Consider the following 20,745-nt stretch of genomic DNA (forward strand, 5'->3'; position numbering starts at 1 on the left):
ACAAACGGGCGGGCCCGGGCCCGCCCTTTTTTCATTGATGGCGGCCGGAGCGCTCCGGACCGCTCAGAAGGCGTCGCCGGGAACGCGGACCCAGCCTTCCATCAGGATGCGCGCGCTGCGGCTCATGATCGCCTTGGCGACTTTCCACTCGCCGTTTTCCTGCCGGGCTTCGGCGCCGACGCGCAGGGTGCCGGAAGGATGGCCGAAGCGCACCGCGCTGCGCGCGCCGCCACCGGCCGCCAGATTGACCAGCGTGCCCGGCACCGCCGCGGCGGTGCCGATGGCGACCGCGGCCGTGCCCATCATCGCGTGGTGCAGTTTGCCCATCGACATCGCGCGGACCAGCAGGTCGACATCACCCGCCGCCACCTGCTTGCCGCTGGACGTGAGGTAGTCCTTCGCCGGCGCCACGAACGCCACCTTCGGCGTGTGCTGGCGGCGCGCGGCCTCCGACACGTCGTCGATGAGGCCCATCCGCACCGCGCCATGCGCGCGCAGGGTCTCGAACATCGCCAGCGCCTTCGCATCGCCGTTGATGGCGTCCTGCAGTTCCGTGCCGGTGTAGCCGATGTCGGCGGCGTTGACGAAGATGGTCGGGATGCCCGCGTTGATCAGCGTGGCGGGGAACCTGCCCACGCCCGGCACGTCCAGTTCGTCGACCAGGTGGCCGGTGGGGAACATCGCCCCGCCGCCCTCGCCTTCGCCCTCGTCGGCCGGATCCAGGAACTCCAGTTGCACCTCCGCGGCCGGAAAGGTCACCCCGTCCAGCTCGAAGTCGCCGGTCTCCTGCACCTGACCGCCGCTGATCGGCACGTGCGCCACGATGGTCTTGCCGATATTGGCCTGCCAGATCCGCACCGTGCAGATGCCGTCGCGCGGGATGCGCGCGGCATCGACCAGTCCACCCGCGATCGCGAACGAGCCCACCGCCGCCGACAGGTTGCCGCAGTTGCCGCTCCAGTCGACGAAGGCGGTGTCGATGGAGACCTGGCCGAACAGGTAATCCACGTCGTGATCCGGCCGCTCGCTCTTCGCCAGGATCACCGTCTTGCTGGTGCTCGAGGTCGCCCCGCCCATGCCGTCGATCTGCTTGCCGTAGGGATCCGGGCTGCCGATCACCCGCAGCATCAGCGCATCGCGCGCCGCGCCCGCCACGCGCGCGGGTTCGGGCAGGTCCTGCAGGCGGAAGAACACGCCCTTGCTGGTGCCTCCGCGCATGTAGGTGGCGGGGATGCGGATCTGGGGTGCGTGTGGCATGCAGGAACCTGTGTGTTGTCAGGGGCTGTCGGGAATCTGGGGTTCGACCACGTTGGCCAGCAGGCCCAGCGACTCCTGCCAGCCGAGGTAACAGAACTCCACTGGAATCATCGCGGGAATGCCTTCCTGCACGATGCTGATCTCGGTGCCGCAGGCCACCGCCTTGAGCGACACGCTGACCTGCATCGTGCCCGGCAGCGCCGGATTCTCGAACTGATCGTCGTAGCGGATGCGCTCGCCCGGCACCAGTTCACGGTAGGTGCCGCCGAAGGCGTGGCTGGAACCGGTGCCGAAATTGGTGAACGACATCCGGTAGGTCCCGCCCACCACGGGATCGATGTGATGGACCTTGCCGGTGAAGCCATGCGGCGGCAGCCACTTCACCATCGCCTCGGGATCCAGGAAGGCGCGGTAGACGCGCTCGGGGGGCGCGCGCAGGACGCGGTGCAGGCGGACGGTTCCGGTCTCGTTCGACATGATCATTGGCCTCTCGGGGATGGTGGGTCCAATCTAGCGCGCCTGGCGCAAGGGCGCGTCACGCCGCCTGCGCCGACTCCAGGAAGTCCTGGGCGAAGCGCTGGAGCACGCCGCCGGCCTCGTAGATGGAGACCTCCTCGTCGCTGTCCAGCCGGCAGGTCACCGGCACTTCCACGCGCCCGCCGTCGCGGCGGTGGATCACCAGGGTGAGCGTCGCCCGCGGCCGGCGCTCGCCGATCACGTCGAAGGTCTCGGTGCCGTCGATGCCCAGGGTCAGTCGGGTGGTGCCGGGCCTGAACTCCAGCGGCAGCACGCCCATGCCGATCAGGTTGGTGCGGTGGATGCGCTCGAAGCCCTCGGCCACGATCGCTTCCACGCCCGCCAGGCGCACGCCCTTGGCCGCCCAGTCGCGCGACGACCCTTGGCCGTAGTCGGCGCCGGCGATGATGATCAGCGGCTGCTTGCGCTCCATGTAGGTCTCGATCGCTTCCCACATGCGCATCACCCGGCCTTCCGGCTCGACCCGCGCCAGCGAACCCTGCCTCACGCTGCCGTCCGGGTTGCGCACCATCTCGTTGAACAGCTTCGGATTGGCGAAGGTCGCGCGCTGCGCGGTCAGGTGATCGCCGCGGTGGGTGGCGTAGGAATTGAAGTCCTCCTCCGGCAGGCCCATCTTCGCCAGGTATTCGCCGGCCGCGCTGTCCAGCAGGATCGCGTTGGACGGCGACAGATGATCGGTGGTGATGTTGTCCGGCAGCACCGCCAGCGGGCGCATGCCGCGCAGGGTACGCTCGCCGGCCAGCGCGCCTTCCCAGTAGGGTGGGCGGCGGATGTAGGTGCTCATCGGACGCCAGTCGTACAGCGGACTGACCCGCTCGCCGTTTTCCACCCGCACGTTGAACATCGGGTTGTAGACGCGCCGGAACTGTTCCGGCTTCACCGCCGCGCGCACCACCGCATCGATTTCCGCGTCGCCCGGCCAGATGTCCTTCAGACGGATCTCGCGTCCCTCGAAAACACCCAATACATCCTTCTCGATGTCGAAGCGGACCGTGCCGGCGATCGCGTAGGCCACCACCAGCGGCGGCGAGGCCAGAAAAGCCTGCTTGGCGTAGGGATGGATGCGGCCGTCGAAGTTGCGGTTGCCCGAGAGCACCGCCGTCGCGTACAGATCGCGGTCGATGATTTCCTGCTGGATCGCCGGATCCAGCGCGCCGGACATGCCGTTGCAGGTGGTGCAGGCGAAGGCGACCACGCCGAAGCCCAGCTTCTCCAGTTCCGGCGTCAATCCGGCCTCGTCCAGATACAGCGCGACCGCCTTGGAGCCGGGCGCCAGCGAGGACTTCACCCACGGCTTGCGCGTCAGCCCCACGCGGTTGGCATTGCGCGCCAGCAGCGCGGCGGCGATGACGTTGCGCGGATTGCTGGTGTTGGTGCAGCTGGTGATCGCCGCGATGATCACCGCGCCATCCGGCATCAGGCCCTGCGCCTCCTGCGCCCGCGCCTGCTCCAGGCCCACCGCGATGCCGCGCTCGGCCAGATCGGCGGTCGCCACCCGCGCGTGCGGATTGGACGGACCGGCCATGTTGCGCACCACGCTGGACAGATCGAAATGCAGCACGCGCTCGTACTCGGCGTCCTTCAGGCTGTCGGCCCACAGGCCGGCGGTCTTCGCATAGGTCTCGACCAACCGGACCTGCGCTTCCTCGCGCCCGGTCAGGGTCAGGTAATCGATGGTCTGCGCGTCGATGAAGAACATCGCCGCGGTGGCGCCATACTCCGGCGCCATGTTGGAAATCGTCGCCCGGTCGCCCAGCGTGAGCGCCGCCGCGCCTTCGCCGCGGAACTCCAGGTAGGCGCCCACCACCTTCTGCTTGCGCAGGAATTCGGTCAACGCCAGCACCACGTCGGTGGCGGTGATGCCCGGCTGCGGGCGTCCGGTCAGTTCGACGCCGACGATGTCCGGCAGGCGCATCCACGATGCGCGGCCCAGCATCACGTTCTCCGCTTCCAGGCCACCGACGCCGATGGCGATCACGCCGAGGGCGTCGACGTGCGGCGTGTGGCTGTCGGTGCCCACGCAGGTGTCGGGGAAGGCCACGCCGTCGCGCGCCTGGATCACCGGCGACATCTTCTCCAGGTTGATCTGGTGCATGATGCCGTTGCCCGGCGGGATCACGTCGACGTTGCGGAACGCCTGCTTGGTCCAGTCGATGAAGTGGAAGCGATCCTCGTTGCGGCGGTCCTCGATGGCGCGGTTCTTGGCGAACGCATCCGGGTCGTAGCCACCGCATTCCACCGCCAGCGAGTGATCGACGATCAACTGCACCGGCACCACCGGATTGACCTTGGCCGGATCCCCGCCCTTGTCGGCGATGGCGTCGCGCAGGCCGGCCAGGTCGACCAGCGCGGTCTGGCCGAGGATGTCGTGGCAGACCACGCGCGCCGGGAACCACGGGAAATCGAGATCGCGCCTGCGTTCGATCAGCTGCTTGAGCGAATCGACCAGGGTCGCCGGATCGCAGCGGCGCACCAGGTTCTCCGCCAGCACCCGCGAGGTGTACGGCAACCGGTCATAGGCGCCGGGCGCGATGGCGTCGACCGCGGCGCGCGCGTCGAAGTAGTCCAGGGAGGTGCCCGGCAGGGCTTTGCGGTATTCGGTGTTCATGGCTTCGCGTCGGCGTGGCTGGCGGCGGTCGGGATCGGGGACGCCCGCCTTTCCCGGTCCAGCCGGGAAACGCGGGCGCCGCTGGGGTCAACGCTGGTCGATCGGCACGAACGCCAGGTTCTCGGGACCGGTGTAGTTGGCGCTGGGGCGGATGATCTTGCCGTCGATGCGCTGCTCGATGACGTGCGCGCTCCAGCCGCTGGTGCGGGCGATCACGAACAGCGGGGTGAACATCGCGGTCGGCACGCCCATCATGTGGTAGCTCACCGCGCTGAACCAGTCCAGGTTGGGGAACATCTTCTTGATGTCCCACATCACCGCTTCCAGGCGTTCGGCGATGGCGTACATCTTGGTGCTGCGCTGTTCCTCGGACAGTTCCTTCGCCACCTGCTTGATCACGTCGTTGCGCGGGTCGCCGACGGTGTAGACCGGGTGGCCGAAGCCGATGACCACTTCCTTGCGTTCGACCCGCGCCTTGATGTCGGCCTCGGCCTCGTCCGGGGTCTCGTAGCGCTTCTGCACTTCGAACGCGACCTCGTTGGCGCCGCCGTGCTTGGGCCCGCGCAGCGCGCCGATGGCGCCGGTGATGCAGGAATGCATGTCGCTGCCGGTGCCGGCGATGACGCGCGCGGTGAAGGTGGAGGCGTTGAACTCGTGCTCGGCGTACAGGATGAGCGAGGTGTGCATCGCCCGCACCCACGAGTCGCGCGGCTTCTCGCCGTGCAGCAGGTGCAGGAAGTGGCCGCCGATGGAATCGTCATCGGTCTCCACGTCGATGCGCTTGCCGTTGTGGCTGTAGTGGTACCAGTACAGCAGCATGGAACCCAGCGACGCCATCAGCTTGTCGGCGATGTCGCGCGCGCCCGGGTGATTGTGATCATCCTTTTCCGGCGACACGCAGCCGAGCACCGACACGCCGGTGCGCATCACGTCCATCGGATGCGCCGACGGCGGCAGTTGCTCCAGCGCGGTCTTCACCGAGGCCGGGATGCCGCGCAGCGACTTCAGCTTGGTCTTGTAGCCGGCCAGTTCGGCGCGGTTCGGCAGCTTGCCGTGGACCAGCAGGTAGGCGACTTCCTCGAATTCGCTGGTGGTGGCGATGTCCAGGATGTCGTAGCCGCGGTAGTGCAGGTCGTTGCCGCTGCGGCCGACCGTGCACAGCGCGGTGTTGCCGGCGGCGGTGCCGCTCAGGGCGACGGACTTCTTCGGCTTGAAGCCGGTGGCTGGGGTGGATTCACTCATTGCTGCCTCCCGATGTCTTGATCATGCGAAGGAGCGCGGCGCGCTCCACGGTCTTGCGGAAGCCATGGGGCGCGGCCGGCGCGCCCCCCGGCAGGTTCAGGCCTCGCCCTTCTTCGCGAACAGCGCGTCGAGCTTGTCCTCGTAGGCGTGGTAGCCCAGGTAGTCGTACAGTTCCGCGCGCGTCTGCAGGGTGTCGATGATGTTCTTCTGGGTGCCTTCCCGGCGCACGGTCTCGTAGAAATTCAACGCCGCCTTGTTCATCGCGCGATAGGCGCCGCAGCAGTACAGCGCGATGTCCACGTCGGCGCTGCGCAGATCGTCGACGGTGAAGAACGGGGTGGAGCCGAATTCGGTCAGGTTGGCCAGGATCGGCACCTTCACCGCCGCCTTGAAGCGGCGGTAGTCGTCCAGCGTCTTCATCGCTTCGGGGAAGATCATGTCGGCGCCGGCCTCCACGTAGGCCACCGCGCGCTCGATGGCCGCGTCGATGCCCTCGACGGCGGCCGCGTCGGTGCGCGCCATGATCACGAAGCCGTCATCGCCGCGCGCGTCGACCGCCGCTTTGACCCGATCGACCATCTCGTCCTTCGATACGACTTCCTTGCCGGGACGGTGGCCGCAGCGCTTCTGGCCCACCTGGTCCTCCATGTGCACGGCGGCCACGCCGACGCGCTCGAACGAGCGGATGGTGCGCGCGATGTTGAACGCGCCGCCCCACCCGGTATCGATGTCGACCAGCAGCGGCAGGCCGGTGGCGTCGACGATGCGGCGCGCGTCGGTGAGCACGTCCTCCATCGTGCTGATGCCCAGATCGGGCATGCCCAGCGAGTTGGCGGCGACGCCGCCGCCGGACAGGTACAGCGCCTTGTAACCCACGCGGCGGGCCATCAGGCCGGCGTAGGCGGTGATGGCGCCCATCACCTGCAGCGGGGATTCCTCGGCGATCGCGGCGCGGAAGCGCGCGCCGGCGGATGCGTTGCTCATGCATGTCTCCTGCGGAAGCGGATGGCGCCCGTTCCTCGGCGGAGCGGGCCGGGGGTGCGCAAAGGGTACGCGCACCGGCGGCGCACAATCTGGCACCATCGCTCGGGTTGATCAATCTTGATCAAATCAATCAATCTATCCGCCATGGACACCGACCTGCTCTCCGCCCAGGACACCTGCCGCCTGCTCGGCATCAGCCAGGCGACCCTGTATGCCTACGTCAGCCGCGGGCTGATCGAATCGCGGCCAGGCCCCGACCATCGCAGCCGGCTGTACCTGCGCCGGGACGTGGACCGGCTGGCGCAGCGCAAGCGCGCCGGCCGCGGCGCCGCCCGGGGCGCGGCCCAGAGCCTGGATCGCGGCCTGCCGGTGCTGGAGACGCGGATTTCCCTGATCCGGCCGGACGGTCCCTACTACCGGGGACGTTCGGCGGTCGCCGCGGTGCGCGAGGGCGCCACCCTGGAGGACGCCGCGCGGCTGCTGTGGGATTGCGGCGAGCAGGATCCCTTCGCGGCGGACCTCGACGCGCATTGGCCCGCGCACGTCGAACCCATCGCCGGCGACACCGCGCTGCCGCCGCTTGCGCGCGCGATGTCGGCGATTCCGCTGCTGGCGCTGGACGTGCGCCAGGCCACGGGTTCCACCGCGCTCGTCCGCCATGAAATCGCCGCCACCCTGCTGCGCCACAACGCGGCGCTGCTGGTGGCACGCCCGCCTTCCGCGGGACCGGTCCACCAGTTGCTGGCGCAGGCATGGAAACCGGACGACGAAGGCTTCGCCGACACCGTGCGCGCGGCCCTGGTGCTGTGCGCCGAGCACGAGCTCAACGTGTCCGCGTTCGCCGCGCGGGTGGTCGCCTCGACCGGCGCGCACCTGCACGCGACCGTCTGCAGCGGCCTGGCCGCGCTGTCCGGTCCGCGCCATGGCGGCGCCACCGCGCGCGCCTACGCGCTGATAGAAGCGGCCTGCGCGGCGGAATCGCCACGCGATTTCATCGCCGCGCGCTGGCAGCAGGGCGAGGATCTGCCGGGCTTCGGCCACGCCCTGTATCCGCATGGCGATCCACGCGCCGCCGAGTTGTTGGCGCATCTGCGCCTGCGGCACGCCGACACCCCGGTGATGCAGCGGATGGAAGCGGTGATCAGCGCCACCGGGGACATCAACGGATTGCACCCCAATGTCGATTTCACCCTGGCGGCCATCTGCCACGTCAACGCCCTGCCCGCCTCGCCGGCGCTGGTGATGTTCGCGGCCGCGCGACTGGCCGGCTGGCTGGCGCATGCCCTGGAACAGCAGGCGCAGGGACGCCTGATCCGCCCCCGCGCCAGCTACGCCGGCGTGCCGCCGGCCACGGCGGAGTGAGCCCGAATCAGTTGCCGGCTTCCGGTCCGCGCTGCAGGGCCTTCTTCACTTCCTCCAGCGCGTTGGGATCGTCCAGGGTGGAAAGGTCGCCCGGATCCGCGCCCTGTGCCAACGCCTGCAGGGAACGGCGCAGCAGCTTGCCGGATCGGGTCTTGGGCAACGCGTTGACGATGTAGACGCGCGCCGGCCGCGCCACCGCGCCCAGGCTCTGCTCGACGGTGCGGCGCATGCCTTCGGCGGCGTGCACGCGCTCGTGCGGTTCCTCGGTGGCCTGGCGCAAGGTGGCGAACACCACCGGCACCTGCCCTTTCAGTTCGTCGCTGACGCCGATCACGGCGGCTTCCGCGACCGCGGGGAAGCCGGACACCGATTCCTCGATCTCGCGGGTGCCCAGGCGATGGCCGGCGACGTTGATGACATCGTCGGTGCGGCCGAGGATGAAGGTGTAGCCCTGCTCGTCGCGGATGGCCCAGTCCAGCGAGCTGTACAGCAGTTCCTTGAAGTGGCTGAAATAGCTGGACAGGAAGCGGGCGTCGTCGTTCCAGAGTGTGGTCATGCAGCCGGGCGGCAGCGGCGGCTGGATGACCAGCACGCCCTTCTCGCCCGGTCCGACCTCCGCGCCGGTGTTCTCGTCGATCACCTTCATCCGGTAGCCGAGGTTGGGAAAGCCGGGAGAACCGAACTTCACCGGCTTCATGTCCAGGCCCGGCAGCAGCGTCAACGCGGGCCAGCCGGTTTCGGTCTGCCAGTAGTTGTCGATGACCGGCTTGCCCAGCGCATCGTTGATCCAGTGCGCGGTGGGCTCGTCCAGCGGCTCGCCCGCGAGAAACAGGTAATGCAGCTTCGACAGATCGTGGCGGCGGATGAAATCCACATCGTGCTTCTTCAGCACGCGGATCGCGGTCGGCGAGGAGAACAGGGTGCGCACGCCGTACTTCTCGCACAGCGACCACCAGATGCCGGCGTCCGGATGGAACGGCAGGCCCTCGTACAGCACCGAGGTGGCGCCGACGATCAGCGGTCCGTACACGTTGTACGAATGGCCGACCGCCCAGCCCACGTCGGAGGTGGAGAACATCACTTGCCCCGGCGCGACATCGAACACGGTGCGCATCGACAGCGCCAGCGCGACCGCGTAGCCGCCGACGTCGCGCTGCACGCCCTTGGGCTTGCCGGTGGTGCCGGAGGTGTAAAGCAGGTAGCTGGGCTCGTTGGATTCCAGCCATGCCACGTCCACCTGCGCCTCGCCGACGGCCTCGCGCAGCATCGCGTAATCCTCGTCGCGTCCGGCCACTTTCGGCTCGGCCGGATCCAGTCCGCGCGAGACGATCAGCACTTTCGGCGGCGGCGTGCTGGCCTTGGCGCAGGCCTCGTCGACCAGCGGCTTGTACGGAATGACCTTGCCGCCGCGCATGCCGGCGTCGGCGGTGATCAGCAGTCCGGGTTTGGCGTCATCGATGCGCAGCGCCAGGTTGTGCGCGGCGAAACCGCCGAACACCACCGAGTGAATCGCACCGATGCGCGCGCAGGCGAGCATCGCGAACACCGCTTCGGCCATGTTCGGCATGTAGATGACCACCCGATCGCCGCGCCCAACCCCGAGGCGCTGGAGAATGGCGGCGAAGGCATTCACCTCGCGATGCAGTTCGCGGTAGCTGATTTCGCGGGTGACGTTGGTTTCGGTCGACACCGCCACCAGCGCCAGCTGATCGGCGCGTTCGGCCAGGTGCCGATCCACCGCGTTGTAGCAGAGATTGGTCTGCCCGCCGACGAACCAGCGCCGGAACGGCGGTCGCGAATAATCGAGCACCTGCCGGGGCGGCACATGCCAGTGGATCGCCTTCGCCTCTTCCCCCCAGAACGCTTCCGGTTCGTCGACCGACCGGCGATAGACGTCTTCGTATCCCATGCCGCCCTCCCGGCTTCGCGATTGGCTGTCGCCAGCATAGTCCGCTCGCGGCACGCGGGCCTTCCGACCTTGGTCGCAGGCCAAACGAAAAACGCCGGGCATGGCCCGGCGTTTCCGTTGCAGACCTGGGGCGGAAAGACTCAGCCCAGCAGGTGCGCCACACCGGCGCGCTCTTCTTCGAGCTCGGCCAGGGTCTTGTCCATCGCGGCGCGGCTGAACGCGTCCACTTCCAGCCCTTCCACGCGGGTGTATTCCCCGTTGGCGGTGATCACCGGCACGCCGTAGATGACGCCTTCCGGGATGCCGTAGCTGCCGTCGGACGGCACGCCCATGGTCACCCACTTGCCGTTGCTGCCCAGCACCCAGTCACGGATATGGTCGATGGCGGCGTTGGCGGCGGAAGCGGCCGAGGACAGGCCGCGCGCCTCGATGATGGCGGCGCCGCGCTTGCCGACCTGCGGGATGAAGGTGTTGGCGTTCCAGTCGGCGTCGTTGATCTTGTCCTTCAGCGACACGCCGTTGGCGGTGGCGAAGCGGTAGTCCGGATACATGGTCGGGCTGTGGTTGCCCCACACCACCAGCTTCTCGATGTCGCCCACGGCCACGCCGGCCTTGTTGGCGAGCTGGCTCAGCGCGCGGTTGTGATCCAGGCGCAGCATCGCGGTGAAATTCTTCGCCGGCAGATCCGGAGCCGACTTCATGGCGATGTAGGCGTTGGTGTTGGCCGGGTTGCCGACCACCAGCACCTTGACGTCGCGGCTGGCGACCTTGTTCAGCGCGGCGCCCTGGGCGGTGAAGATCTTGGCGTTCTCCAGCAGCAGGTCCTTGCGCTCCATGCCGGGTCCGCGCGGACGCGCGCCGACCAGCAGGGCGACGTCGGCATCCTTGAACGCCACTTCCGGGTCATCGGTGCCGACCATGCCGGCCAGCAGCGGGAACGCGCAGTCTTCCAGCTCCATCATCACGCCCTTCAGCGCGGCCTGGGCCTTGTCGATCGGCAGTTCCAGCAGCTGCAGGATGACCGGCTGATCCTTGCCGAGCATTTCGCCGGAGGCGATGCGGAACAGCAGGGCGTAACCGATCTGGCCGGCGGCGCCGGTGACTGCAACACGGACGGGGGTCTTCATGGGGTTGTCTCCGAGGGAAAGGAAAGCCGGGGCTCAGGCGAGCTCGGCGAAGAAGGCCTGGATGCGCGACAGGCCTTCATCCAGCTGGTCGTCGGCACAGGTGTAGGAAATGCGCAGCGCGCGCGGCTCGCCGAACGCCGAGCCCGGCACGCAGGCCACGCCCTTGGCTTCCAGCAGGGCGTTGCAGACATCCACGTCGTTGTGGATGACCACGCCGTCATGGGTTTTCCCGAACGCGACCGAGATGTCCGGGAACGCGTAGAACGCGCCTTCCGGACGCGGGCAGACGACGCCGGGAATCTTCGCCAGCGCGGCCAGCACGCGGTCCCGCTTGGCGGCGAACTCGACGCGCTTGCGTTCCGGGATGTCCTGCGGACCGGTCAGCGCGGCCACCGCCGCGGCGGTGACCACTTCAGGCAGGTTGGTGATGTGGTTGGAGTTGAGCGCCACCAACGCCTGGGCCACGTTCTCCGGCGCGGCGATCAGGCCCACGCGCCAGCCCGGCATGCCGTAGGTCTTGGACAGCGAGTCGATGACGACGGTGCGCTCGCGCAGTTCCGGACGGAAATGCAGGAAGTTGTGGTAGCCCACACCGTCGAACACCAGCCGGTTGTAGATGTCGTCGAGCAGGATCCAGGTGTCCGGATGGCGCGCCACCACCTCGGCCAGCGCGGCCACCTCGTCCTTCGAGTAGACCATGCCCGTCGGGTTGGACGGATTGTTGAACAGGAACACCTTGGGCTTGCGCGCCAGCGCCGCGTCCAGTTGTTCCGGGGTGAGCTTGTAGTTCTGCTCCGGCGGGCACGGCAGCTTCAGCGACACCGCGCCGACGATGTCGGCGATGTCCTGGTAGGTGGTCCAGTACGGGGTCGGATAGGCGATGGTGTCGCCCTCGTCCAGCAGCGCCTCGGCCAGGTTGTACAGCACGTGCTTGGCGCCGACGCCGGCGACGATGTTGCGGCGGGTGTATCCGCTCAGGCCATTGCCTTCCAGGTGATGCAGGAAGGCATCCAGCAGGGCGTCGGTGCCCCGGTTGGAACCGTACTGGCCCGAGTCCTTGTCCAGCGATTTGCGGGCGGCCTCGTAGACGTGCTCGCCGGGCAGGAAGTTGGGAACGCCGATCGAGAAACTGATGATGTCGCGGCCTTCGGCCTTGAGCTTCTTCGCCTTCTCCGCGACCGCCATGATCGCGCTGGGCTTGGCGCGACCGGTGCGCCGGGCAAGCTGGGGCATTGCATTACCTCGCAGGAGACGTATCGCAGGGGAACGTGCGTGCGCCGTTTTTTGCGGCGCGGAATTTTACCACGCCGTCCCGGCGCGGCCGGGGTGATCCGGACGGCCCGGCCTCCGCCAATGGTCGTAGCCGCGTGCTCCCCCGACGGGGGAGACACGCGATGGCGCACGGTTCAGGCGCTCAGGTAACGGTTCCACTCGGCCACGCGGTCGGCCTTGGCGGCCAGCACGGCCTCGGCGTCGCCCTCGATGGTCAGGCGGTTGATCAGGTCGCCCTGCTGGACCGCGTCGACCACGTCCAGGCCTTCCAGGACCTTGCCGAACACGGTGTGCTTGCCGTCCAGCCAGGGGGTCGGGACATGGGTGATGAAGAACTGGCTGCCGTTGGTGTTGGGGCCGGCGTTGGCCATCGACAGCACGCCGCGCTCATGGCGCACGCCGTTGTTGGTCTCGTCCTCGAACCGGTAGCCCGGGCCGCCGCGGCCGGAGCCCTCCGGGCAACCGCCCTGGATCATGAAATCGGCGATGACCCGGTGGAAATTCAGGCCGTCATAGAAGCCGCGCTTGGCCAGGTTGACGAAATTGGCGACCGTCAGCGGGGCCTTGTCGGGGTACAGCTCGACCTTGATCGGGCCGCGGGAGGTGTCGAAGGTGGCGATGAGGGACATCGGAAACTCCAGGTGCAGGACAGGGGTTGAGGGGGGTCCGGAGGTTGGAAAACCGGGTCGGCCCCGGATCTGGGGGCCGTCGGCACCGTTTCCAGCCCCGGCGGCATTCAGCCAGGACGCCCCCCGGACGTAAATTGTGAGGACGTAACCCGTTATAATACGCCTCATTCCTCCACAGACTTCGTGCGCGCCCTGGCGCGCTTTTCCGCATGTCCATCCAGAATCTCCGCAATATCGCCATCGTTGCCCACGTCGACCACGGCAAGACCACCCTCGTCGACTGCCTGCTGAAGCAGTCCGGCACCCTGTCCGAGCGCACGGTGCTTGCCGAGCGGGTGATGGACAGCAACGACCAGGAAAAGGAACGCGGCATCACCATCCTGGCCAAGAACACCGCCATCACCTGGCAGGGCAACCGCATCAACATCGTCGACACCCCCGGACACGCCGACTTCGGCGGCGAGGTCGAGCGCGTGCTGTCGATGGTCGACTCGGTGCTGATCCTGGTCGACGCGATGGACGGCCCGATGCCGCAGACCCGCTTCGTCACCCAGAAGGCGTTCGCGATGGGCTTCAAGCCGATCGTGGTGGTCAACAAGATCGACCGTCCCGGCGCGCGTCCGGACTGGGTCATCGACCAGGTGTTCGACCTGTTCGACAAGCTCGGCGCCACCAACGAGCAGCTGGACTTCCCGATCGTCTACGCCTCGGCGCTGCATGGCTACGCCAGCCTGGACGATGCCGCGCGCGACGGCGACATGACCCCGCTGTACGAAGCGATCATGAAGCACGTTCCCGCCCCGTCCGTGGATCCGGAAGGCGCGTTCCAGATGCGCATCAGCCAGCTGGACTACAACAATTTCGTCGGCCTGATCGGCATCGGCCGCATCCAGCGCGGCAAGGTCAAGAAGAACCAGCCGGTCAGCGTGGTCGATCGCGAAGGCAAGAAGCGCCAGGGCAAGATCGTGCAGGTGCTGGGCTTCATGGGCCTGGAGCGCATCGAGGTCGAGGAGGCCGAGGCCGGTGACATCGTCGCCATCGCCGGCATCCAGGACCTGAGCATTTCCGACACCGTGTGCGCGCTGGACACCCCGGAAGCGCTGCCCGCGCTGACCGTGGACGAGCCGACCATCAGCATGACCTTTCAGGTCAACAACTCGCCGTTCGCCGGCAGCAAGGAACACAGCGGCGGCAAGTTCATCACCAGCCGCCAGATCCGCGAGCGCCTGGAGCGCGAGACCCTGCACAACGTCGCCCTGAAGGTCGAGGAGACCGGCGACGCCGACAAGTTCCTGGTCTCCGGCCGTGGCGAACTGCACCTGTCCGTGCTGATCGAGACGATGCGCCGCGAGGGCTTCGAACTTGCCGTGTCGCGTCCGGAAGTCATCATCAAGGAAATCGACGGCCAGCTGATGGAGCCGGTCGAGCAACTGGTGGTGGACATCGAGGAAGTGCACCAGGGTGGCGTGATGGAAAAGCTGGGCACCCGCAAGGCGCAGCTGAAGAACATGGAATCGGACGGCAAGGGCCGCGTGCGCCTGGACTACATGATTCCGGCGCGTGGCCTGATCGGCTTCCAGAACGAGTTCCGCACCCTGACCCAGGGTTCGGGCCTGCTGTTCCACGTGTTCGACCACTACGGCCCGAAGGAAACCGGCCCGATCGCCAAGCGCCAGAACGGCGTGATGATCGCCAACGCCCCCGGCGTCACCCCGGCCTATTCGCTGGGACCGCTGGAAGAGCGTGGCCGCCTGTTCGCCGCCGAAGGCGACAACGTCTACGAAGGCCAGCTGGTCGGCATCCATTCCAAGGACAACGATCTGACCGTCAACGTGATCAAGCCCAAGCCGCTGACCAACATGCGCGCCTCGGGCAAGGACGACGCGATCAAGCTGACCCCGGCCATCAAGTACACGCTTGAGCAGGCACTGGATTTCATCGAGGACGACGAGCTGGTCGAAGTCACCCCGAAGGAAATCCGCCTGCGCAAGAAGATGCTGACCGAAAGCGATCGCAAGCGCGCCTCGCGCGCCGCCTGATCGGCGACGGATGACCGACGCTGCCTATAACCCGGATCCCAAGGCGCATCCGGGCCTGCACATCATCGCCCTGTTCGAGGGATTGAAGGGTGTGCTGGCCCTGGCCGCCGCGACCGGGCTGGTGCTGCTGGGTCCGCAGCCGCTGCGTCACTGGGTGGAAGCGATGATCGCCCGCTTCCACCTGGACACCCGGCACGGCGCGCTGCCGTCCGTGCTCAACGCGATCAATCCCGAAGCGGTCCACCTCGCGGTCCTGGTGGTCGTGCTGTACGCGATCATGCGGCTGGCCGAGGCCTGGGGCCTGTGGCGCGCGCGCGCCTGGGCCTCCTGGCTGGGCTGCATCGGCTCGGCCCTGTACCTGCCGCTGGATCTGTACGCGCTGTACCACCATCCCGGCTGGCACACCTGGGCGGTGCTGCTGGTCAATCTGGCCGTGGTCTACATTCTCGGTCGCGACCTGCGCAGGCGTCGCAGGGTTTGAAAGCACCTCCCGGCCTGCTAGCCTCACGCAAGCTCACCGGGGGAATCCAACACATGCGTTCGCGAACGCTGCTGCTTTCAGCCGCCCTGATGCTGGCCGCCTGCCAGCGCCAGCCCGCCGCCGTCACCAACGCGCCCGCCGACGCCCCGACGGATTTCGCCTACGCCGAACTGGACATCGACGATCTGCAGGGGCGCATGCAGCGCGGCGAGCTCGACAGCCGCACCCTGACCCGCGCCTACCTGGACCGCATCGCCGCGATCGACAAGGCCGGACCGCAACTGAATTCGGTCATCGAAATCAATCCCGACGCGATGAAGGAAGCCGCCCTGCGCGACGTGGAGCGCAAGAACAACGCCGTGCGCGGCGCGCTGCACGGCATCCCGATCCTGCTCAAGGACAACATCGACGCCACCCCGATGGTGAACTCGGCCGGCTCGCTGGCGCTGAAGGATTTCCGGCCGGCCACCGACGCCTTCCTGGTGCGGCGCCTGCGCGAAGCCGGCGCGGTCATCCTTGGCAAGACCAACCTGAGCGAATGGGCGAACTTCCGTTCCACCCGTTCGTCCTCCGGCTGGAGCGCGCGCGGCGGCCAGACCCGCAATCCCTACGTGCTGGATCGCAATCCCTGCGGCTCCAGTTCCGGCAGCGCGGTCGCGGTATCGGCCAATCTCGCCGCCGCCGGCATCGGCACCGAAACCGACGGCAGCATCATCTGCCCGGCCGCGGTCAGCGGCCTGGTCGGCCTGAAGCCCACGGTGGGCCTGGTCAGCCGCGACGGCATCATCCCGATTTCGTTCAGCCAGGACACGGCCGGCCCGATGACCCGCAGCGTGTCCGACGCGGCCCTGCTGCTGACCGCCCTGGCCGGCCGCGACAGCGCGGATCCCGCCACCGCCAATGCGGCCTGGAACGTCACCCTCGACTATCACGCGCGCCTCAAGCCCGATGGCCTGAAGGGTGCGCGCATCGGCGTGCTGCGCAGCAAGCTCGCCATCCACCCGGACGCCGCCGCCGCGATGGAAGGCGCGATCAAGGTGATGCGCGAAGCCGGCGCCACGATCGTCGATGCCGAGATTCCCACCGACGGCCAGTGGGACGAGGCCGAGCTGGAACTCATGCTGTATGAGTTCAAGGCCGGGCTGGAACGCTATCTGGCCCGTCACGACGCGCCGGTGAAGACCCTGACCCAGCTGATTGGCTACAACCAGCAGTACCGCGTCTCGGAAATGCCCTACTTCGGCCAGGAGCTGTTCGAGATGGCCAACGCCAAGGGTGGCTTGGGCGACAGCGCCTACATCCGCGCGCGCAGCCTCGCCCGCCGCCTGGCCGGTCCCGAAGGCATCGACGCCGCGCTGAAGGCGCAGCAGCTGGACGCGCTGATCGCGCCCGCGACCGGCCCGGCCTGGTTGACCGATCACAAGGCCGGCGATCACTTCCCCGGAGGTGGCTACGGGGCCGCCGCGGTGGCGGGCTATCCGAGCCTGACCGTGCCCATGGGACACAGCGACGGCCTGCCGCTGGGCATCGTCTTCATGGGCACCGCGTGGAGCGAGGGGCGCCTGATCGAACTGGGCTACGCCTACGAGCAGCTGACCCGCGCCCGCAATCCTCCCGAATACTGGCCGACCCTGGACACCCGCAAGTCCGGCGCGGCGCGGCGCTGACCGGGCCGTGCGCATTTCCAGGGTTCTGGCGGGCGCCATGGGTGCGGCGTAGCATGGCCGCCGGACCCGCTCGCGCCGCCACCAGGCCAGACCGCTGATGGAGCTTGATCCGCAACGCGCCTCGGAACTGCGCGCCCTGGGCAGTTCACGCTTCGCCGCCGCCGAACGCCGGCGGCGCCTGGACTCGCTGGCCTGGGGCGTCCTGGTCCTGTCCTTCCTGCTGTCGCTGTGGTTCGGCGTCATGGCCTGGCGCCAGGCCGAAGCCGGCGCGAGCGCCCGTTTCAATGCCCGCGCCGACGCCGTGGCCACCGCCCTGGCCACCCACATGAACGCCTACGAGGACACCGTGCGCGCGGCCGCGGCGGTGCTGGAGGCACAGCCCGGCCTCGATCCGGCCGGCTTCCAGACGTTCGCGCGCCGCTTGCGCATTCCCAACCAGCCGGCCGGCGTGCATGGCCTCGGTTTCGCCCGCCGGGTCACCGCCGCCGACCTGCCCGCCTATCTCGCCCGCCAGCGCGAAATCCACGGCGCCGGTTTCCAACTGCATCCGGGTGGCGCGCGCGACGAACACGTCGTGATCGACCTGATCTATCCGGAACAGGAGGGCATGCGGCTTCTCCTGGGCAAGGATGTGTTCGTCGAACCCGCGCGACGCGCCGCCATGCAGCGCGCCGGCGACACCGGCCAGCTCAGCATCGCGCCGCTGGTCTCGCTGACCGATACCTCGCGCGGCGACAGCGGCCTGTCCGGCTTCCTGCTGTACTCGCCGGTCTACGACACCGCCATGCCGCTGATCGCCGACGCGGGATTGCGACACCGCCATCTGCGCGGATTCGCAACCGCGGGCTTCGGTTGGGCGCAGGTCATGCAGGAAGTGGCCGGCGAGGCCGGCGATGATCCCATCGACCTGCGCCTGCTGGCGCGCGGGGGTGGCGCGGCTCCGGTGGTGGTGTTCGAGCGCAGCGGCCTGCGCGAGCGCTACGGCGCGGGCATGCGGCCGGCATTCCGGTACGTGCGCAACCTGGATTTCCTCGGCGGCGGCTGGGAACTGACCCTCATCTCGCCTCCCGCGCGAGTCGCCATCCCCGGCCTGGTTCCCATCGCCGCGCTGACCCTGTGCGGGCTGGCCTTCGGCGTGCTGATGTTCTTCCTGCTGCGCAGCCTCGCGCGGGCCGAACACCGCAGCCGCGCCCTGCTCGACGCGGTGGCCGATCACCTGCCCGCGCTCATCGCCTACGTCGGCCGCGATCGCCGCTATGGCTTCACCAATCGTGCCACCCGGGACTGGTTCGGCGGCGGCGCGCCGTGGACGGACCGCTCGGTCGAGGACGTGCACGCCGGCAATCCCGCGTTCCTGGACGATCTGCGTCGGGCGATGGACGAAAGCACGCCCGATCACGGCGCCGTGTGGGAGACCCGGCTCGGTCATCCGGAACGCCCGGTCCAGGCCTATCTGGTCCCGGACGCGGGTCCGGACGGCGCCATCGCCGGCTGGTACCTGATGGCCACCGACACCAGCGAACAGAAACGCGCGCAGCGCGAGATCTCGCTGGCACGCGATCACCTCCAGCGCATCACCGACAAGCTGCCGGCGATGATCGCCCAGTACGATCGCGAGGAACGCACGGTGTTCTTCAACCGCGCCTGCCAGGAACTGCCGTTCTGGCATCGCGCTTATTCACCGGGCATACCGATCCGCGAAATGCTGGGCGAAGAGCACTACGCGCGGCGCAGGCCCTACATCGACGCGGTGCTGTCGGGGCGCGACGTCGACTTCGAAACCTCGTTCACCCTGCCCTCCGGCCCGCGCCGGATGCATGTCTACTACAAGCCCGACATCGGCAACGACGGCGATGTGAATGGCTTCCTGGTGATGGCGATCGACATCTCCGACAAGGTCCGGCTGGAGAACGCGCTGCACGACGCCACCGAACGCGCCGAAGTCACCCTGTCCTCGATCAGCGAAGCGGTCGTCACCACCGACACCGACGGGCGCGTCACCTACGCGAATCCGGCGGCCGAAGCGATCAGTGGCTGGACGCTGTCCGAAGCCATCGGCCTGCCGCTGGCAAAGGTGCTGCCGTTGCAACAGGCCGTCGAATCCGACGAAACCGACGGCTCCGCTCCCTCGGCCTCGATGCCCGGCGATCTGGAACTGGTGCGCCGCGATGGCCGCAGGATGCTGGTGAAGCGCTCGCACTCGCCGTTGTACGACCACGACGACAACGTCATGGGCTCGGTCATGGTGCTGCGCGACATCACCGAGGAACGCACGCTCAACGCGCGCATGGCCTATCTGGCCCACCACGATTCCCTCACCACCCTGCCCAACCGTCTGCAGCTCAACGAAGCGCTGGCGCAGTCGATCGCCAACGCGACCCATCGCGGCACCAGCGTCGCCGTCCTGTTCATCGACCTGGACCTGTTCAAGCACGTCAATGACGCCCTCGGCCATCACATCGGCGATCAGCTGCTGCAGCAGGTCGCCAAGCGCATCCAGCGCAACATCGGCAACCTCGGCACGGTCTACCGGACCGGCGGCGACGAGTTCGTGGTGCTGCTGGACAACGTGGTCACCCGCGACGGCGTCGCCCTGGTGGCCGAGCGGCTGCTGGCCATTGGCGGTACGCCCTACACGGTCGCATCGCACGAACTGCACCAGGCCTTCAGCATCGGCGTCAGCCTGTTCCCCGAGGACGGCTACGACGCGCCCACGCTGATGATGCGCTCCGATGCGGCCATGTACCTGGCCAAGCGCAACGGCCGCAACGCGTTCCGCTTCTATACCCGCGAACTGGCGTCGAGCGTGGACGCGCGGATTGAACTGGAAAGCAGCCTGCGCCGCAGCCTGCGCAACGGCGACCTGACGCTCTACTACCAGCCGCAGATCGATCGCCTGAGCGGGCGCATCGTCGGCGTGGAAGGACTGGTGCGCTGGAAGCGTGGTGATCGCCTGATGCTGCCTGGCGAGTTCCTGCCCATCGCCGAGGAAACCAACCTCATCGTCGACCTCGATCAATGGGCCATCCGCGCCGCCTGCCGCCAGAGCCGGCAGTGGCAGCAGGCCGGGCTGCCGCCGATCCGGGTGTCGGTGAACGTGGCCGCCGCCAACTTCGACACCGACACGCTGCTGGACACCGTCGTCTCGGCGCTGGAGGAAAGCGGGCTGGCCGCCGAACTGCTGGAACTGGAAGTCACCGAAACCACCCTGATGCGCGACGTGCAGCGCACCGATCGCATCCTGCGCGCGCTCAAGGCGCTGGGTGTGCGCATCGCCATCGACGATTTCGGGACCGGCTTCTCCAGCCTGAGCTACCTGGGCAACTACGGCTTCAACGTGCTCAAGATCGATCAGTCGTTCGTGCGCGACGTCACCGAGCCGAACCAGGGCGCCATCACCCGCGCCATCATTGGACTTGCCGGCCAGCTGCAGTGCCGCACGGTGGCCGAAGGCGTGGAGACCCAGGCGCAATTGGCCTGGCTGGTCGCCAATGGCTGCGATGAACTGCAGGGCAACCTGTTCAGTCCGCCCATTCCCGCTTCCGAATTCGCCCGCATGTTCGCGGGCGAGCCTTCATGGTTCATCCCGCAACCGGCGCGTGGCATGCACGCGCACTGGTCCTGAGGACCC

14 protein-coding genes are annotated in these 20,745 nt (G+C 68.1%); 5 read left to right on the plus strand and 9 right to left on the minus strand.

From position 1 onward, the window contains the following. Nucleotides 1-63: 63 nt before the first annotated feature. The 5 genes from prpF to prpB form a co-directional block, all read right to left on the minus strand. A complete protein-coding gene (prpF, locus tag ACTHN1_RS11085) occupies nucleotides 64-1,257 on the minus strand; it encodes a 2-methylaconitate cis-trans isomerase PrpF (RefSeq protein WP_440471006.1) in 1,194 nt (397 codons plus the stop codon). 18 nt (nucleotides 1,258-1,275) lie between these two features. Next, complete coding sequence (locus ACTHN1_RS11090; RefSeq protein ID WP_440471007.1) at nucleotides 1,276-1,734, minus strand: SRPBCC family protein; 459 nt, start codon at nucleotides 1,732-1,734, stop codon at nucleotides 1,276-1,278. Between the two features lie 58 nt (nucleotides 1,735-1,792). Then, nucleotides 1,793-4,402, minus strand: a complete 2,610-nt coding sequence (gene acnD, locus ACTHN1_RS11095) for a Fe/S-dependent 2-methylisocitrate dehydratase AcnD (protein WP_440471008.1) — start codon at nucleotides 4,400-4,402, stop codon at nucleotides 1,793-1,795. An 87-nt stretch (nucleotides 4,403-4,489) separates the two neighbouring features. Then, nucleotides 4,490-5,644, minus strand: a complete 1,155-nt coding sequence (gene prpC, locus ACTHN1_RS11100; RefSeq protein ID WP_440471009.1) for a bifunctional 2-methylcitrate synthase/citrate synthase — start codon at nucleotides 5,642-5,644, stop codon at nucleotides 4,490-4,492. Nucleotides 5,645-5,740: 96 nt separating this feature from the next. Beyond that, a complete protein-coding gene (gene prpB, locus ACTHN1_RS11105) occupies nucleotides 5,741-6,628 on the minus strand; it encodes a methylisocitrate lyase (protein ID WP_440471010.1) in 888 nt (295 codons plus the stop codon). Between the two features lie 144 nt (nucleotides 6,629-6,772). Here prpB and ACTHN1_RS11110 point away from each other — a divergent pair, with 144 nt between their 5' ends. Next, a complete protein-coding gene (locus ACTHN1_RS11110; RefSeq protein WP_440471011.1) occupies nucleotides 6,773-7,990 on the plus strand; it encodes a citrate synthase family protein in 1,218 nt (405 codons plus the stop codon). 7 nt (nucleotides 7,991-7,997) lie between these two features. Here the strand turns inward: ACTHN1_RS11110 and prpE are convergent, their stop codons facing one another. From prpE to ACTHN1_RS11130, 4 genes are all read right to left on the minus strand, one after another. Then, entirely contained in the window at nucleotides 7,998-9,899 is a 1,902-nt protein-coding gene (gene prpE, locus ACTHN1_RS11115) for a propionate--CoA ligase (RefSeq protein ID WP_440471012.1), read from the minus strand. A gap of 140 nt (nucleotides 9,900-10,039) precedes the next feature. After that, complete coding sequence (locus ACTHN1_RS11120) at nucleotides 10,040-11,026, minus strand: malate dehydrogenase (RefSeq protein WP_440471013.1); 987 nt, start codon at nucleotides 11,024-11,026, stop codon at nucleotides 10,040-10,042. 33 nt (nucleotides 11,027-11,059) lie between these two features. Next, nucleotides 11,060-12,259, minus strand: coding sequence for a pyridoxal phosphate-dependent aminotransferase (locus tag ACTHN1_RS11125; protein ID WP_440471014.1), 1,200 nt, complete (start codon nucleotides 12,257-12,259; stop codon nucleotides 11,060-11,062). 173 nt (nucleotides 12,260-12,432) lie between these two features. Then, a complete protein-coding gene (locus ACTHN1_RS11130; RefSeq protein WP_440471015.1) occupies nucleotides 12,433-12,927 on the minus strand; it encodes a peptidylprolyl isomerase in 495 nt (164 codons plus the stop codon). Nucleotides 12,928-13,136: 209 nt separating this feature from the next. Between ACTHN1_RS11130 and typA the strand changes: the two genes are divergently transcribed. The 4 genes from typA (at nucleotide 13,137) to ACTHN1_RS11150 (ending at nucleotide 20,739) form a co-directional block, all read left to right on the plus strand. Continuing rightward, entirely contained in the window at nucleotides 13,137-14,966 is a 1,830-nt protein-coding gene (gene typA, locus ACTHN1_RS11135) for a translational GTPase TypA (protein WP_440471016.1), read from the plus strand. A 10-nt stretch (nucleotides 14,967-14,976) separates the two neighbouring features. Next, a complete protein-coding gene (locus tag ACTHN1_RS11140) occupies nucleotides 14,977-15,447 on the plus strand; it encodes a DUF2127 domain-containing protein (protein WP_440471017.1) in 471 nt (156 codons plus the stop codon). A 53-nt stretch (nucleotides 15,448-15,500) separates the two neighbouring features. Continuing rightward, nucleotides 15,501-17,114, plus strand: coding sequence for an amidase (locus ACTHN1_RS11145; RefSeq protein WP_440471018.1), 1,614 nt, complete (start codon nucleotides 15,501-15,503; stop codon nucleotides 17,112-17,114). A 97-nt stretch (nucleotides 17,115-17,211) separates the two neighbouring features. Further along, nucleotides 17,212-20,739 carry a bifunctional diguanylate cyclase/phosphodiesterase gene (locus tag ACTHN1_RS11150; protein WP_440471019.1) on the plus strand — a complete coding sequence of 1,176 codons (3,528 nt, stop codon included), beginning with the start codon at nucleotides 17,212-17,214 and terminating at the stop codon, nucleotides 20,737-20,739. Nucleotides 20,740-20,745: the final 6 nt, after the last annotated feature.

It is taken from the genome of Pseudoxanthomonas sp., from assembly GCF_051953815.1.
Classification (GTDB): Bacteria; Pseudomonadota; Gammaproteobacteria; order Xanthomonadales; family Xanthomonadaceae; genus Pseudoxanthomonas_A.

Coding starts and splice junctions, on each gene's coding strand:
- prpF (WP_440471006.1), bottom strand. CDS start 1,257: ATGCCACACGCACCCCAGATCCGCATCCCCGCCACCTACATGCGCGGA.
- ACTHN1_RS11090 (WP_440471007.1), bottom strand. CDS start 1,734: ATGTCGAACGAGACCGGAACCGTCCGCCTGCACCGCGTCCTGCGCGCG.
- acnD (WP_440471008.1), bottom strand. CDS start 4,402: ATGAACACCGAATACCGCAAAGCCCTGCCGGGCACCTCCCTGGACTAC.
- prpC (WP_440471009.1), bottom strand. CDS start 5,644: ATGAGTGAATCCACCCCAGCCACCGGCTTCAAGCCGAAGAAGTCCGTC.
- prpB (WP_440471010.1), bottom strand. CDS start 6,628: ATGAGCAACGCATCCGCCGGCGCGCGCTTCCGCGCCGCGATCGCCGAG.
- ACTHN1_RS11110 (WP_440471011.1), top strand. CDS start 6,773: ATGGACACCGACCTGCTCTCCGCCCAGGACACCTGCCGCCTGCTCGGC.
- prpE (WP_440471012.1), bottom strand. CDS start 9,899: ATGGGATACGAAGACGTCTATCGCCGGTCGGTCGACGAACCGGAAGCG.
- ACTHN1_RS11120 (WP_440471013.1), bottom strand. CDS start 11,026: ATGAAGACCCCCGTCCGTGTTGCAGTCACCGGCGCCGCCGGCCAGATC.
- ACTHN1_RS11125 (WP_440471014.1), bottom strand. CDS start 12,259: ATGCCCCAGCTTGCCCGGCGCACCGGTCGCGCCAAGCCCAGCGCGATC.
- ACTHN1_RS11130 (WP_440471015.1), bottom strand. CDS start 12,927: ATGTCCCTCATCGCCACCTTCGACACCTCCCGCGGCCCGATCAAGGTC.
- typA (WP_440471016.1), top strand. CDS start 13,137: ATGTCCATCCAGAATCTCCGCAATATCGCCATCGTTGCCCACGTCGAC.
- ACTHN1_RS11140 (WP_440471017.1), top strand. CDS start 14,977: ATGACCGACGCTGCCTATAACCCGGATCCCAAGGCGCATCCGGGCCTG.
- ACTHN1_RS11145 (WP_440471018.1), top strand. CDS start 15,501: ATGCGTTCGCGAACGCTGCTGCTTTCAGCCGCCCTGATGCTGGCCGCC.
- ACTHN1_RS11150 (WP_440471019.1), top strand. CDS start 17,212: ATGGAGCTTGATCCGCAACGCGCCTCGGAACTGCGCGCCCTGGGCAGT.